This window comes from Sphingobacteriales bacterium, assembly GCA_016719635.1.
Taxonomy (GTDB): domain Bacteria; phylum Bacteroidota; class Bacteroidia; order Chitinophagales; family JADIYW01; genus JADJSS01.
In genome coordinates, this window is sequence record JADJYT010000013.1 from 1 (window position 1) to 14,158 (window position 14,158).

The window sequence follows — 14,158 nt, forward strand, 5'->3', positions numbered from 1 at the left end:
TTATGAATTTCTTATAGAATACAGAGACACTGATCACTTCACCATTGGACGGGTAATATTCCCATTTTAAATCCGCATTGTGAACAGTCGCATTTTTAAGTTTGGATTTCCCTCAATCGTATACCGGGTATAAAAATCATCAAAGGCAAACGGAGCAATCTCTCTGAACTCCGGCCGGTTCACACTCATACCGTATGCCACCCTGACGAGCATTTTTGGGTTAATGTTATAACTGATATTGACGGAAGGCAAATAAGCGTGTTTTACATTCTTAACCCGAATCAGATCTGTCTCGTTTCCGGATGATAGTTGCTGATTTGAATACTCATACCTGAATCCTGCGACAATCCGAACCTTGCTTTTTATTGCAAGCTCCGCATTCACATAAGATGCTCCGATAATATTATTGGCTTTGTAGGAATCATACGAACGGGTTTGTTCCCTCAATTTTTTTATGCCATTTGTATTATTAATATTCTGCATCAGCACATCAATCCCCTGCGTGGCAAACGAATAATTAAACAAGTCAAAATCCGTACGTTTAAAGCCAAGAATCCGGGCATTAAAATTTCGGTCTTTATATTCTGCGTATAATCCTGCACTTACAGTAGGTATGAATCCTTATCTGCTGTTTTAATTATTTTATTGGTTGAGTTTATGGCAGCCGTGAAGATGTTTTCATCCATTTTGGAAAAAAAGCGTCCCAGCATATTCGGATTGACGGATGTAGGAAGGACATTTATCTCATAAATGCCGGTAGCTGTATTTAAAGTGGACGTATACCGTTTAAAATCCGGTTCATTCTTATAAGCACGGCTGTATCCGACAACCCAGTCAATAGAATTATTTTCTGTTTTAACCTGATGTTTTCCCAAAAGCTGCCCTGCATAAATGCCTTTGTATGTGTTGTACAATGCATGGTTATCAACTGTTAAATCATTTGCCAGATCCGTACCCGTGCGATGTGTATATTGGGAGAGACCGTTACTGTTAAATATGTTTTTAAATTCAATTGTATTCTTTCTGAACTTAAACGCCCAGTTGTGCAATATGCCTAACCGAACATTGTTATTATACTGCTGATCGTTGTAATTGTATTTCGGATCCTGTTTATCATTGGCAAAGTCGTAAATATTGTAATCCGCCCTGAAAACAGAATACGTCTGCTTTGAAATGCTGTAATTCAGCGAAGTAATCATCCCTACCAGCAATTTATCGGTAGAAATCCTTCTTCCAAAGCTGATACCTATCCGCTGGTCGGGAATGGATGCCTGTTTGGATGCTGTCCAGTTGTTATTTAACTGCTTACCCGCATCCACCTGTTCCTGCAGCGTCAAGGCATTCACATCTTTTGCAAAACCGGATGGCAGATTATTTTTGGAATCATTTGCAAGATAAAACAAGGGACTGTTTTTCTGGTTGTAATACGGCTTGAAAGTGGTGCCGACCCTGAAGGTGGTACCGTATGAAATATCTACAAAATTATTATCCGGAAAGCTCTTTGTAAATATCTTCACCATACCTCCGGCAAACTCACCACATACATCAGCTGAGGGACTTTTTAAAACAATGATTCTGTCTAATTGTGCGGATGGAATAATATCGAAAGCAAAGGACTTTACGTCTGTTTCCATAGATGGTGCCATGGCATTATGCAGAAGCACATTATTATACCGCTGATTCAGACCTCGTATATTGATGAAGTTGCCCTGAATGGTAACACCCGGAATTCTTCTGACCACCTGAGAGGCATCCCTGTCCGCGGTTTTTTGTATTTGCTGAGACGAAATACCACTCGAAATCTGCGCAGCGTTTTTCATTTCCAGTAATACTGCCGTTTCGGTATTGGTTTTCTTAAAATCGACAACCTGCACTTCTTCCAGTTCATTTGTTGTGACATCCAGGTTTACATTTAATACAGTAACTTCGTCTGCTTTTACTTCCACCCCCTCTACATTCTTGTCAGAATAACCTATATAACTGAACAACAACTTATAGGTACCGGGTGTTAAATCAGTAATCTCATATTTACCGTCCATGTCTGTCGTTGCACCTAAAACAGAACCCTCAATGGAAACATTAACACCAATCAGTGCCTCCTGTGTCGTTTTGTCTATTATTAATCCTGAGATTTTTCCGGTTTGTGCCAAACCGATGGTCGAGAGCAATACCAAGACTGCTGCTGTCAATGTGTGTTTAAATACCTTCATTCTGTGTGTGTTTTATTTGATACTGCAAAGTAATATCAAGCGTGTCACTACTGCGTAAAGGCTGGTTGAATGTTCTGTGGTTTAAAACATCTGAATACGTCTTTTGAGTGCTTTATTACGTTTTATACAAGGTCATTGTGTGAACGGTTGGTGAACACTATTTACGGGCGGCCAGTAAAATATAGATTTTGTATCTTAGTCGGGTGGATGCATTCTTACAAATTATCGCTGAATCTGTTACGAAAGAAAAATTGCCGTATCTTTACCGTTCGTGCTACATTTTCCCTACGAAAAGAGCGGCCCTCTATTTCACAGATTTCTTAGTGCAAAAATTTCCGGAAGAAAATTTTATCCTGCCCAAAACCCTTACCATACAGGAGTTTATCAGCGAACATTCCAGTTATATTATCAAGGACGACTGGCATCTCATTTTAGCATTGTATCAGGTACAAAACGAACTTACCCAAATACAGCAGCCACTGGAAAAGTTTTTACCCTGGGGGAAATTAATCCTGAAAGATTTTGATGAATGTGATAAATACCTGATTGATGCGGAGGCATTGTTTTCACTTCTGAAGGCGCAAAAATCAATAGAAGATGCTTTTTCCATTTCCGAGGAAATGCGGAAATACATAGAACAGTTCATCCTGACCACAACATCTAAAGAAAACGCCAAATCCACCATCTATCAGCAGGAATTCATAAAGACGTGGAACCTGCTGGGAGAAATCTATGTGGCCTTTAAACAGAAACTGAACTCTTCTAATTTTGCTTATGAAGGAATGGCCTACAGAGAAGTCTATGAGGGGTTGAGATCCGGTTCACTAACTCTACCCTATCAAAAATTGATAGTATGCGGGTTCAATGCGCTTTCCGTTTGTGAACAGGAAATCTTTAAATTAATTGAACAACATTATGACAGTGAGTTCTGGTGGGATGCCAATCTACATTTTATGCAAAACAACCTGCACGAGGCAGGAAACTTTCTAAGGCATTATCAGGAAATCTTTTCAGGCAGGCAGCATCATTGGATGATGGACAACCTGCTTGAACAGGGCAAGCACATTGAAATTGCCGGCATCTCATCTGATGTCGGTCAGGCACAATATGTGGCACAGCTACTGTTTAATGACCGCTCGGAAAATACAAGTACTGCCATCGTTCTGTGTGATGAGAAACTGCTGACACCGATGTTACAAATGGTCGATATCGATGAAGTTAATATTACCATGGGCTATCCGGTAGTACAGAGTGAGCTGTATGTATATATGAATGCCTTGCTCGGATTCTTTTGCAACGCAAGGATGCAGGAAAAACAGACGGATTACTACCACAAGGACATCAGCCATCTGATTCGGCATCCATATATAAAATCTGATATAAGGGAAAGAGAAAAACTGGCGTCCATCTTACCTTTCTTTGTTCCATATATTCCGAAGGATATTGCAGCTGAATATTTACCGTCCTTTCTATTCCAAAGTACTGATTCTTCAGTGGATGTACTAAAAGATATCCTTTCCATCATAAAGGCTCTTCATGTAAATGATACATATTTCCACCCTGTGAAAGAGGTAATTACAAATGGCATCCAGTCGCTCCTGAATTTACTGGAAGAAAACGCCGTCACCTTGGACAGGAAAACACTTCCCGGCTTTGTAAGGCAGTTTGTTGCGGGCATAAAAGTTCCGTTCGAGAAACCCAAAGGCAAGAAGAATATACAAATCATGGGGTTTCTGGAGACGCGGATTTTAGATTTTGACCATTTGTATATTGTGTCCTTAAACGATGACCATCTTCCGGGGACCAACAAAACCAATTCATTCATTCCCTACAATCTGCGCAAAGGATTCGGGCTGCCGACTTTCGAACAATTCGACGGCATCAACGCCTATCACTTTTACAGATTACTGAAAAGAGCCAAAAATGTCCATCTGCTGTATAATAACCAGATGGGTGACAACACCGGCGAAAAGAGCCGCTTTATCCGACAGATAGAGCACGACCTTAACACACCCGACAATCAAATCAGTGAATCTATTGTAACCCTGGAAGAAAACAATGCAGGGTTGAACCCTTTACCATCACTCCTGCAAATTAAAAAAACGGCAAAGATGATGGCGTCATTGGGCGAACGCAGGTTTTCTCCTTCTTCACTCAATATCTATATCAAATGTCCTGTTCAGTTTTACCTGAAATATATTGCAGGCATAGCAGAACCGAAAGAGCTGGAAGAAGATATCGATGCTGCCGTTTTTGGTCTGCTATTGCACAAAGTATTAGAACTGACCTACCGGCCGTTTTTGAGAAAAACACTCCCGACTGCTGACCTGAAATCCTTATCGAACGCACCGGCCGTCAGACAAAAACTAACCGAGGCCGTAGATGCTCTAAGGCTGCCCAAAGAGATTACACAGGGCAGCAATAAACTGCAGCTTAAAATTATTGAACGCATTGCGCAAAAGATTATTGAAAACGACAGCACTTCCGAATCGCTTCATATTTTACATACCGAAGAAAAATTCATATGGGATAAACTTCCCTTGGAAGACGGCACCTTTGCTACCCTTCAGGGGACTTTTGACAGAATTGATCAACTGCAAGACGGTGCTGTACGCATTATCGATTATAAAACCGGGCATATCGAACTTCCCAAATTCCCGGATATGCAGAAGCAGTCAGAAGTCGATGCGTTTCTGGATACATTGTTCATTTTTGAAAAGAAAGACTACGGCATCGCTTTTCAGGGCCTGATGTATGCCCTGATGTATTACAAATTATACCACTGTAGTGAGATTTATGTAGGCTATCACCATGCCAAAAAAATGAAGGGGGGGATCTCATACCTGAATGATGCAGCTCCGATTCCTGTTGAACTGCTGTTAATCTTTGAGAAAAGGCTTTCGCAATTAATCAGTAATATCGTCTACAAAGAGGCGTACTTCACTCAATCCGACAAGAAGCTCTCCTATCAGTATTCTCCGTATGCAGATTTACTGGGATTGAATTAAAATCCTTGAAAATCAATTTGTTTATAATTTTGTTTAAATATTTACGATTTTATTTAAACAAACCTGTTGTGTACGTGTTATAAGTGACAATAGATTCATTGTGGCAAAGAAAGTTATCATTATAGGATCCGGCTTGGGGAGTTTAGCAACTGCACTTCGCTTAACTACTCATGGGTATGAGGTAGAAATTATAGAAAAGTACCATCAGGCGGGTGGCAGGTTAAATCAGCTGAAAAAAGATGGATTCACCTTTGATATTGGCCCCTCCTTTTTCAGTATGAGCTATGAGTTCACTGAATTGTTCAACTACTGCAAGATTCCGAATCCGTTGCAGATGAATGAACTCAATCCGGTTTATTCCGTTTACTTTGCCGGCAGGGAAAAGCCTTATTCCATTTACAAGGAACTGGACCGTTTAGCCCATGAATTCAGGGAAACAGAACCCGACTTTGAGGCAAGGGCAAAAAAATACCTGCAAAAAGCCGGAGAGCTTTTTCACGATACGGAACATGTTATCGTCAAACGCAATTACGACAACCTGGTACAGTATGCATTGGCATTGATGACAGTACCGATGAAACACTCTCCGTTGCTGCTGCGTTCCATGTGGTCTGAACTGGAACGCAATTTTGATTCGGAACACGTGAAAGTCATCTTTTCCCTGGTTGCTTTCTTTTTAGGCTCTACGCCGTTTGATACACCGGCCGTATACAGTCTGCTGAACTACACCGAACTGCAACACGACGGCTACTGGAATATCAAAGGCGGCATGTATAAGATTGTGGAAGAAATCCAAAAGATTCTGGAAAGCCGGGGTGTACGATTCCATTTCAACACGGAAATCACCGAAGTAAAAGAACAAAACGGAAACATAAGCTCCTTTATCGACTCTGCCGGAAAAGAATGGAAGGCGGACCTGTTTGTTTGTAATGCCGATGCGGCCGCCTTCAGGGGAAAGGTGCTGAAGCGAAAAAAATTCTCTGAAGAAAAATTAGACAAGAAACACTGGACCCTGGCACCGTTCACCATTTACCTGGGTGTTAAAGGAAAACTGGATAATCTGCACCATCATAACTATTTTTTAGGCAGCAATTTCAAGCAATACGCCGATAGCATCTTCAAGCTTTCCGTAAATCCGGAGAAACCGTATTATTATGTAAATGCTTCCTCGAAGTCGAATCCGGACTGCGCACCGGAAGGTTGCGAGAATTTATTTATCCTTTGTCCCGTTCCCGACAGACGCTACAAAAACGACTGGAGTGACAGAGAACAATTGGCAGACACCATTTTGAAAGACATGAGCGAGCGAATAGGGTTTGATCTGATAGGCAACAGGATAACACAAACGATCTATGCACCGGATGACTGGGAGAGTATGTTTAACCTCTACAAAGGCTCCGGCCTGGGACTAGCCCACGGATTAAACCAGGTAGCCGCCATGCGCCCGAAAAACAAAGACGAAGAATTCAATAATCTATATTACGTAGGAGCCAGCACCGTGCCGGGTACCGGACTGCCCATCGTCGTTATAGGGTCCAAATTAGTCACTGAAAGAATACTGAAAGATGAACAGCATTGATTTATACAACCACAGCTGCAACCGATGCAGCGAACTTATCACGAAAAAATATTCCACTTCTTTTTCGCTGGGTATCCGTGTGTCCGATAAGGAATTCAGGAACACCATCTATGGCATTTACGGATTTGTCCGTTTTGCCGATGAGATCGTGGATACCTTCCATGACTTTGACAAGCGACAATTGCTCGCTGATTTCAGGAAAGACACCTTCAAGGCAATAGAACAGGGCATCAGCCTGAATCCTGTCCTGCAATCCTTTCAGCAGGTGGTGAATACCTACCAGATAGACCATCATCTTATCACCGATTTTCTGGATTCCATGGAGATGGACTTACATAAAACCACTTATGAAAGTGAAGCGCTTTACCAAAAATACATTTACGGTTCTGCGGAAGTGGTAGGGCTGATGTGCTTACAGGTGTTTACCCGAGGTGATAAAGATTATTATGAAGAACTGGCACCCTATGCCAAAAGCCTGGGTGCGGCATTTCAGAAAATCAACTTCCTGCGAGACATGAACAGTGACCTGAAAGACAGAGGCCGGGTATATTTTCCGGGAATTGATTTGACCAGGTTTGACGAATACACCAAACAGGAGATTTTAAAGGATATACAAAAGGATTTCGACAGCGCACTGGAAGGCATCAAACGTTTGCCCAAAGGAGCGCGTCGCGGTGTGTATCTGGCCTATGTGTATTACCTCAATTTGTATAAGAACATCCGCAAGGCTACCGTTGAAAAGATAATGGAAGAGCGCATACGTGTCAGCGACCGCCAAAAGGCCTATTTGCTGATGAATTCCGTGGTGCGCAACTCGATGAATCTATTATAAATTGAATGTACTGCCCCAATATACCTATCTCCTGCTGATGCTGCTTACGCTGGCTGGTCCGTTATTTTTCAGTTTTGACAGCAAGGTACAATTTGTAAAAAAATGGAAATATCTTCCCGTTCCGCTGTCAGTCACAACCGTATATTTTGTGGTATGGGATTATTTCTTCACCAAACACGGTGTGTGGAGTTTTAACGACAATTATATTCTGGGCCATAAGCTATTCCTGCTGCCTGTCGAAGAGTGGCTATTTTTTTGGATAGTGCCGTTTTCCTGTGTCTTTATCTATGAATGTACGAGCTACTATATACGAAAAGATTATCTGGCAAAATATGCCCGGACGCTCCACCTGGCCATACTCATCCTGATCAGCATAGTAAGCGTCCTGAATTTTCACAAAGCCTATACCTCATTTAACTTTATTTCCGCTGCGGTGCTGATGACCTATATTCATTTTATTCTAAAGCCTTCGTGGCTGGGGAGATTTTATATCGGCTACCTGTTTTCACTGATTCCTTTCTTTTTAGTGAACGGCGTGCTCACGAGTTTACCCGTAGTGAGCTATCATCCGGCTGAAAACCTGGGTATCCGCCTTTTCACCATACCGATTGAAGACACCATATACTGTTTGCTGCTTCTGATGATGAATGTAACGATGTATGAGTGGCTGAAAGGCAAGAATAATCAAACCAGCAATTCGTCTTCCTGAACTGCATCTCATAGAGTTTTCTATAGAAGCCGTTTTCTTTGCAATAAGCTCCTCGTGTGTTCCAATTTCCTTAATTTCTCCTTTGTCCAGCACCATAATCTTATCGGCATTCTGCACAGTAGATAAACGATGTGCAATCACAATGGAAGTCCTGCCCTTCACCAGGGTTTCAATGGCATGCTGTATCAAGTTTTCGGATTCGGTATCAACGCTGGAAGTGGCTTCGTCCAGTATCAGGATCTGGGGATTATACACCAATGCACGGATAAATGAAATCAGCTGTCGCTGGCCAACGGACAATGTAGCGCCGCGCTCCATCACATTCTGCTTATACCCATCGGGCAGTTCCATGATGAAATCATGCGCACCCACCAGTTTGACTGGCTTCCATCACCTGCGCTTCAGATGATGGCGGATTTTTCAGGGTAATGTTATCCATCACCGTACCGGAGAACAGAAAACATCCTGCAGCACGGTTCCTATGTTAGACCGCAAGGCACTCAGTTTGTATTCGCGCGCATTTACAGCATCCAGTAAAATCTCTCCCTGCTGGATTTCATAAAACCTGTTGAGAATATTAATCGTAGATGATTTTCCCGAACCGGTGGCACCAACAAATTGCCAAGGTTTCCCGGCATTCACCTTAAAAGAAATATCTTTCAGCACATATTCGTCCTTGTTATACGCAAACCATACCTTCTTGAATTCAATGTCCCCTTTTATTTTTTCCGGAGCCAGCTTGCCCTTATCTTCTATTTTTTCTTCCGTATCCAACAACCGGAAAACACGCTGCGATGCAATGATACCCATCTGAAGGGTATTGAATTTATCCGCCAGCATACGCAGCGGACGGAAAGCGAGATTCAGGTATAAGATAAATGATGTGAACACCCCGACTGTTGCAAATCCGTTCATCACCTGATTTGCACCGTACCATATCAGCAAAGAGATCGCTAATGCCAGAATGACTTCAACCACCGGGAAAAATATGGAATAATACAACACCGACTTATTATTTGCTGAATAATGTTCCTGGTTGAGTTTGTCAAATTTTTCAAATTCCCGGTCCTCTGCATTAAAAATCTGGACAATACGCATACCGGAAATGTGTTCCTGCACAAAAGCATTCATCTGAGCCACTTTCTCTCTGACATCATTAAAGGAAACCCGCACCTTTTCTTTGAAGATATAGGTCGCTATCAACACAATGGGGAATGTGGTCAAACAGACCAGTGCAAGCTTCCAGTTGATATACACCATAAAGCCAATCACAAATATCAGGGTCAAGACATCCGCTATAATCGTTATCATTCCTTCCGAGAAAATATTATTAATGGCTTCTATATCATTAATGGTTCTGGTAGTGATGATGCCTACGGGTGTTTTATCAAAAAACCTGAGGCGCATGGTTTGCACATGATTGAATAAGGTGGTTCGTAACTTCAGCATGATGGTTTGTCCCAGTTTTGTGGAATTCAGCCCGAAAAGATATTTCATCAGAAATTCCGCAATCAGTGAGGCCAATAAAATCAAACCCATCCACTTCAAGCCCTTTGCCATTTCTGCGCGATGATATTTTTATCAACTGTAATCTGAATCAGGTACGGACGAAGCGGAGTCACCACAGAAACCAATATTCCCAGGCCAGCGAAGTGAAAGGAGGAATAATCTCCTAAATGGCAATGCCAGTCTGATCACCCTTTTCAGTGTCGCCCAGTCACTGCCTTTTTTTTGCTTCTGTTATTTTTCCTCAGCACTAGAGCTTTTAGGTCAGCGTTAAATTCGTATTTAATATCCCACAAAAACAACCCTTTTGCCGGTACCGATATTTTCACCTCCAGCGATGCTTTGCATGAACAGATTCCAGCAGTTCTTGTTCTGACATTCTGCCTAAACCCACCATTAATAAAGCTGCCGTAATGCGGCGCACCATATTTCTTAAGAAAGCGGTTGGCCGTAATGGTAAATACCAATCCGTTTTCGGCTGTTTCCCAATAAGCTTTTCAGTCAGCAGACAGATTGATGTTTTATTATCGCTTCCTTTTTCTCAAATGAACCGAAATCGCGTTCTCAAGCAACTGCTGTATGCAATGATTCATTTTCTGAATATCCGGCCGCCATTCATGCATCTGAAAACTGAAATCTTCCAGAAACGGATTTTTATGAAAATGGATGAAATATTTGTAGGTCCTGGTGATGGCATCAAATCGGGCATGCAATTCCTACTGACTTCAAAAATTTCTTTAACCGCAATATCATCCGGCAGCATACGGTTAATGCGATAAATAAAATTTTCCGGTAAGGATTGCGCTGTATCAAAATGCGCGTAATACGTTGCTGCATGAACGCCGGAATCCGTTCTTCCGCAACCGGTAAGTTCTGTAGTTTGCGCGAAAATTTTAGTTAAGTTATCTTCCAGGATTTCCTGTACGGATAATGCATTTTCCTGCCGCTGCCAGCCACTGTACTGTTTGCCGTTATAAGAAAGCTGAAGAAAGAAGCGCATGTGTTGTAAAGATACGACGGCAGAGTTTTTTATAGTATTAATTTTTCTTTTGTATATTAACTGCTAATTTTACAGCATGATACAACGCATTCAAACCATTTACCTGTTTCTGGCTGCAGTGGCTGCTATCGCCTTTCTGTTTGTCCCGTTCGGCAAAATAAACATGAATGGATTCAGCAACCGAAAGCTGCAGATGAAAGTTATTGCTGTCGCTATATTATTGTCCATAGCGCTGATCGGATTATCGGTATACGCCATAGTGCTGCACCAGAAAGACCAATATCAGTTCGGTCCTAGATTATCATTCCTGTGTTTGTTCTTGTGTTTAATTTTTCTGGCCTACAAAGGCGTTAAGCACGATGAGCAGCTGGTTAAATCGATGGACAGACTGCGCTAAATCAGTATTTCAGATTTCCGCCATGTTTTCCGCATTGATGCCAATCACGACTGTTTTCCAATCTGAATATTTGCCAGTTCCGGTGTTTTGGTATACCGCGTTTCTGAAAAGGTCATTAGTATTGTAACTGTAAATACTTTCTTCCTTGATATAATAAATTGTTCCGTCAATTATCTTTACGTTTTTCATTTCGGAATGGGAATGTTTTATATAATTTCCTGATTGTCAAAAATAAAGATTCCTTCTTTGATGTCCACCAGATAGAGCAAGATTCGGATTCCAGCATCTGCTTCGGATTAATCTTTTGCCTACCCATAACGAGATGGTGTTGCTAATAAAAACAGGCTTCTTGTCCTTGTCTATTTTAATGATCCGTTGTGTAGCGGCATCCCATATCCATAAGAAAATTATTGTCGTACGAAGATGCCGATACAGGTAGATGATGTAATTTTCCAGATTAAATGCATCGATGATATCGAGCTCACGCAGCCGGTTATCCAGCTGAATTATCTTTCCGTAATCCGGCGAAAGAGAATTGTCTTAAACCCGTTTATACTGATAATCTCTGTATTCTCGTTGATGTAGATACTTCCATAGTTTCTGCATGAACACACCGTCGCCGTTGTACCTTTCGAGCATGCCCTTATGCAGCAGGAATATATCATTGGTGGTGTTGACAAATGTTTTGAGTGGTTTTTTTCGATAGTTTTGAAATAAACCGGAGTATTGGAAAAAGAAATCTGAATAAAGAACAAAGAACAAAGAATAAAGAACACTATCCTGGCCAGCAGACTGATTCTGTTTCTGAACATAAAAGGTGTTCAAATTCCATAAAGCGTATGTTTGCTTAATTGTCATATTTTACGAGCTTTACCTCATTGCCATCAAACACAGCATAGTTACAATTTACAATCCAGTCGCCCAGGTTAATGCAGGAACTCGTTTCGCTGAGCGCTATTTCCATAGGCAAGTGCCGGGTGACCCATGATAAAATAATTGCACGGCTTTTCCTGCATCTTTCTTTTACAATACTGAATCAGCCATTCCCTGTCTTCTCCGTGAAATACTTCAACCGACGGATCGGTAAAGGTATGCCTGCTCCATACTTGTGCAATTTTTATACCAATGTCCGGATGCAGCCACCTGAACAGCCATTTGCAGAACGGATTGGTAAAGATTTTCTTAAGATACTTGTATTTCGTATCGCCCGACCTAGTCCGTCTCCGTGTGCCAACAAAGTTCTTATCACCTGATGGCGAGTGACAGATCAGTTCGACTTTATCGTGATATACCGTTGCGCCGAGTTCCTGAGTCAGGTAATCCTCCATCCACAGATCATGATTTCCGGTAAAAATATAGCAGTCAATTCCGTTTGCCTTTAATCTGGCCAGTTCTGCAAGAAAACGGACAACCCTTTGGGTACAGCGAGTTTGTACTCAAACCAGAAGTCAAAAGTATCACCTACCAGAAAAACAGCCTGTGCATCCTTTCCGCTGATTTCAGGAAGCGCATCAGTTTGAGTTCACGCGCCTGACTTTTTTGGAAGATCAGGTGCGCCGAGGTGTAAATCAGAGATGAAGTAGATTTGTTTGCCAGATAATATATTTAATGAAAGCTTTTGCAACTGATTTATTTTACAAACAATTTACAGAACTGGGATGATGTGAGCACGCGAATATTCTTTGCCTTTTTGAAATCTTTCGTATTTCTGGTAATCAGAAATGCGCATTTATTTTCCAGCGCTGTATAATACTGCATCGCATCTTCGAAATCAGAGAAATCAGCATTCAGTGCCTTTATAGCTGAGTCATGTGTTGTATTTACAATTTGTATCAGACCGGAAAGTTCCACTAGTCTTTCCTTTACCATTGCAGGAGAAAAATTCTTTTCTTAAAACGTAAATACATTTGCGAATACAATCGCAGACGTGTTTAACTTTATCTTATCGAGTGAAGCAAAAATGGAGTAATTGTTTGGCATCTTAAAAAAGGGCTTCCTTTCAGTTAGAAAATCAATAATTATATCCGAATCAATAAATACATTATACACCATAATACTTTTTAGAAGGCGTGCCTGTTTATCTTTTTACATCAAAATCTTCGGGATATTCATTTTCAGCGAACCTGCTAATCGTTCAACTTGCTGCGTATGTTGATTTAGTATCAGGATCATCCTGTACGGGAAAACGCCAAATAATCCTCTACCATTGCAGACAGACTCTTGCCTTCCTTCTTGGCTTTTCGTTTTGCTTTTTCTATTATTTTAGCGTCTATGGAAAGCGTTAGCTTCGCAGTCATACGTATAAATTTACAAGTAAATATACGTATAACATCTGAAATAAACAATACTACTTTAATTCAAATGCCTCAATCTTATCTTTCAGACTTAGTAAAAAATCGATATCATCATAGCCATTAATCATACAGGTTTTTTTGTACGGATTGATGTCAAACGTTTCTTTATCCTGTGTGGTTAAAATTTCGATTTGCTGTTTTTCCAGATCTATTTTCAGTTCTGTTGCCGGATTTCGTCTATTTCCGCAAAAATTTTCTGCGAAAATTCCGCGAAAAACCACCACAGGCAACAAACCGTTGTTTAAAGCATTATTCTTTAAAGATATCTGCAAAGAAACTCGACACCACCACTTTGAAACCATAATCGTGAATTGCCACGCCACATCTTCGCGTGATGAACCGCAACTCGAAGTTTTTACCGACAACCAGAATCGTCCGCTGTATGCTGGATTATTTAAGACGAACGCTTCTTTCAGCGTATTAGCGTTGTTGTATCGCCAGTCGCGAAATAAATTATCGCCGAATCCTTCGCGCGTTGTTGCTTTCAGAAAGCGCGCCGGTATAATCTGGTCAGTGTCCACATCTTCCATATTCAACGGAACTGCAGTGGATTGTATAGTTAT

Annotated in this window: 14 protein-coding genes and 2 pseudogenes; 5 read left to right on the top strand and 11 right to left on the bottom strand. The window is 41.3% G+C overall.

Annotated elements, in window-relative coordinates; all coding sequences use genetic code 11:
- Positions 1-66: 66 nt before the first annotated feature.
- Together IPM95_14330 and IPM95_14335 are read right to left on the bottom strand one after the other, a co-directional pair.
- Entirely contained in the window at positions 67-525 is a 459-nt protein-coding gene (locus tag IPM95_14330; protein ID MBK9330441.1) for a TonB-dependent receptor, read from the bottom strand.
- Positions 526-602: 77 nt separating this feature from the next.
- Positions 603-2,210 carry a carboxypeptidase-like regulatory domain-containing protein gene (locus IPM95_14335; GenBank protein MBK9330442.1) on the bottom strand — a complete coding sequence of 536 codons (1,608 nt, stop codon included), beginning with the start codon at positions 2,208-2,210 and terminating at the stop codon, positions 603-605.
- A 203-nt stretch (positions 2,211-2,413) separates the two neighbouring features.
- Here IPM95_14335 and IPM95_14340 point away from each other — a divergent pair, with 203 nt between their 5' ends.
- From IPM95_14340 to IPM95_14355, 4 genes are all read left to right on the top strand, one after another.
- Positions 2,414-5,218, top strand: coding sequence for a PD-(D/E)XK nuclease family protein (locus IPM95_14340; protein MBK9330443.1), 2,805 nt, complete (start codon positions 2,414-2,416; stop codon positions 5,216-5,218).
- 100 nt (positions 5,219-5,318) lie between these two features.
- On the top strand, positions 5,319-6,797 hold the full coding sequence (crtI, locus tag IPM95_14345) for a phytoene desaturase (protein MBK9330444.1): 1,479 nt from the start codon (positions 5,319-5,321) through the stop codon (positions 6,795-6,797).
- Positions 6,784-7,629 (top strand): phytoene/squalene synthase family protein, encoded by an 846-nt coding sequence (locus IPM95_14350; protein MBK9330445.1) that lies wholly within the window; start codon positions 6,784-6,786, stop codon positions 7,627-7,629. Before crtI ends, IPM95_14350 begins: the two co-directional genes overlap by 14 nt.
- Before the next feature lie 10 nt (positions 7,630-7,639).
- The gene (locus IPM95_14355) at positions 7,640-8,338 is read left to right on the top strand and encodes a lycopene cyclase domain-containing protein (GenBank protein MBK9330446.1); all 699 of its coding nucleotides are present in this window, start codon (positions 7,640-7,642) and stop codon (positions 8,336-8,338) included.
- Here IPM95_14355 and IPM95_14360 read toward each other — a convergent pair.
- The 3 genes and pseudogenes from IPM95_14360 to IPM95_14370 form a co-directional block, all read right to left on the bottom strand.
- Positions 8,226-10,045: pseudogene (locus IPM95_14360) on the bottom strand (ABC transporter ATP-binding protein). The gene IPM95_14355 and the pseudogene IPM95_14360 sit on opposite strands and share 113 nt — an antisense overlap.
- A 124-nt stretch (positions 10,046-10,169) precedes the next feature.
- Positions 10,170-10,358 (bottom strand): hypothetical protein, encoded by a 189-nt coding sequence (locus tag IPM95_14365; GenBank protein MBK9330447.1) that lies wholly within the window; start codon positions 10,356-10,358, stop codon positions 10,170-10,172.
- Between the two features lie 75 nt (positions 10,359-10,433).
- Positions 10,434-10,844, bottom strand: a complete 411-nt coding sequence (locus tag IPM95_14370; protein ID MBK9330448.1) for a hypothetical protein — start codon at positions 10,842-10,844, stop codon at positions 10,434-10,436.
- 76 nt (positions 10,845-10,920) lie between these two features.
- Between IPM95_14370 and IPM95_14375 the strand changes: the two genes are divergently transcribed.
- Positions 10,921-11,241, top strand: coding sequence for a DUF4293 family protein (locus IPM95_14375; GenBank protein MBK9330449.1), 321 nt, complete (start codon positions 10,921-10,923; stop codon positions 11,239-11,241).
- Positions 11,242-11,250: 9 nt separating this feature from the next.
- Here IPM95_14375 and IPM95_14380 read toward each other — a convergent pair whose 3' ends face one another.
- The 6 genes and pseudogenes from IPM95_14380 to leuD form a co-directional block, all read right to left on the bottom strand.
- Positions 11,251-11,430 (bottom strand): hypothetical protein, encoded by a 180-nt coding sequence (locus IPM95_14380; GenBank protein ID MBK9330450.1) that lies wholly within the window; start codon positions 11,428-11,430, stop codon positions 11,251-11,253.
- 351 nt (positions 11,431-11,781) lie between these two features.
- Positions 11,782-12,099, bottom strand: coding sequence for a hypothetical protein (locus tag IPM95_14385; GenBank protein ID MBK9330451.1), 318 nt, complete (start codon positions 12,097-12,099; stop codon positions 11,782-11,784).
- Positions 12,089-12,865, bottom strand: a pseudogene (locus tag IPM95_14390) (UDP-2,3-diacylglucosamine diphosphatase). The gene IPM95_14385 and the pseudogene IPM95_14390 overlap by 11 nt, the downstream one beginning before the upstream one ends.
- 5 nt (positions 12,866-12,870) lie before the next feature.
- Positions 12,871-13,110, bottom strand: a complete 240-nt coding sequence (locus tag IPM95_14395; protein ID MBK9330452.1) for a hypothetical protein — start codon at positions 13,108-13,110, stop codon at positions 12,871-12,873.
- A gap of 299 nt (positions 13,111-13,409) precedes the next feature.
- Positions 13,410-13,538, bottom strand: coding sequence for a ribbon-helix-helix protein, CopG family (locus tag IPM95_14400; GenBank protein MBK9330453.1), 129 nt, complete (start codon positions 13,536-13,538; stop codon positions 13,410-13,412).
- Positions 13,539-13,588: 50 nt separating this feature from the next.
- The coding region (gene leuD, locus IPM95_14405) for a 3-isopropylmalate dehydratase small subunit (GenBank protein MBK9330454.1) at positions 13,589-14,158 on the bottom strand (570 nt) is incomplete at its 5' end.

Bases quoted from the DNA above. Each gene is read 5' to 3' on its own strand.
- IPM95_14385 (MBK9330451.1), bottom strand. From the start codon at position 12,099: ATGACAATTAAGCAAACATACGCTTTATGGAATTTGAACACCTTTTAT.
- IPM95_14380 (MBK9330450.1), bottom strand. From the start codon at position 11,430: ATGAAAAACGTAAAGATAATTGACGGAACAATTTATTATATCAAGGAA.
- IPM95_14335 (MBK9330442.1), bottom strand. From the start codon at position 2,210: ATGAAGGTATTTAAACACACATTGACAGCAGCAGTCTTGGTATTGCTC.
- IPM95_14395 (MBK9330452.1), bottom strand. From the start codon at position 13,110: ATGGTAAAGGAAAGACTAGTGGAACTTTCCGGTCTGATACAAATTGTA.
- IPM95_14375 (MBK9330449.1), top strand. From the start codon at position 10,921: ATGATACAACGCATTCAAACCATTTACCTGTTTCTGGCTGCAGTGGCT.
- IPM95_14370 (MBK9330448.1), bottom strand. From the start codon at position 10,844: ATGCGCTTCTTTCTTCAGCTTTCTTATAACGGCAAACAGTACAGTGGC.
- IPM95_14350 (MBK9330445.1), top strand. From the start codon at position 6,784: ATGAACAGCATTGATTTATACAACCACAGCTGCAACCGATGCAGCGAA.
- IPM95_14400 (MBK9330453.1), bottom strand. From the start codon at position 13,538: ATGACTGCGAAGCTAACGCTTTCCATAGACGCTAAAATAATAGAAAAA.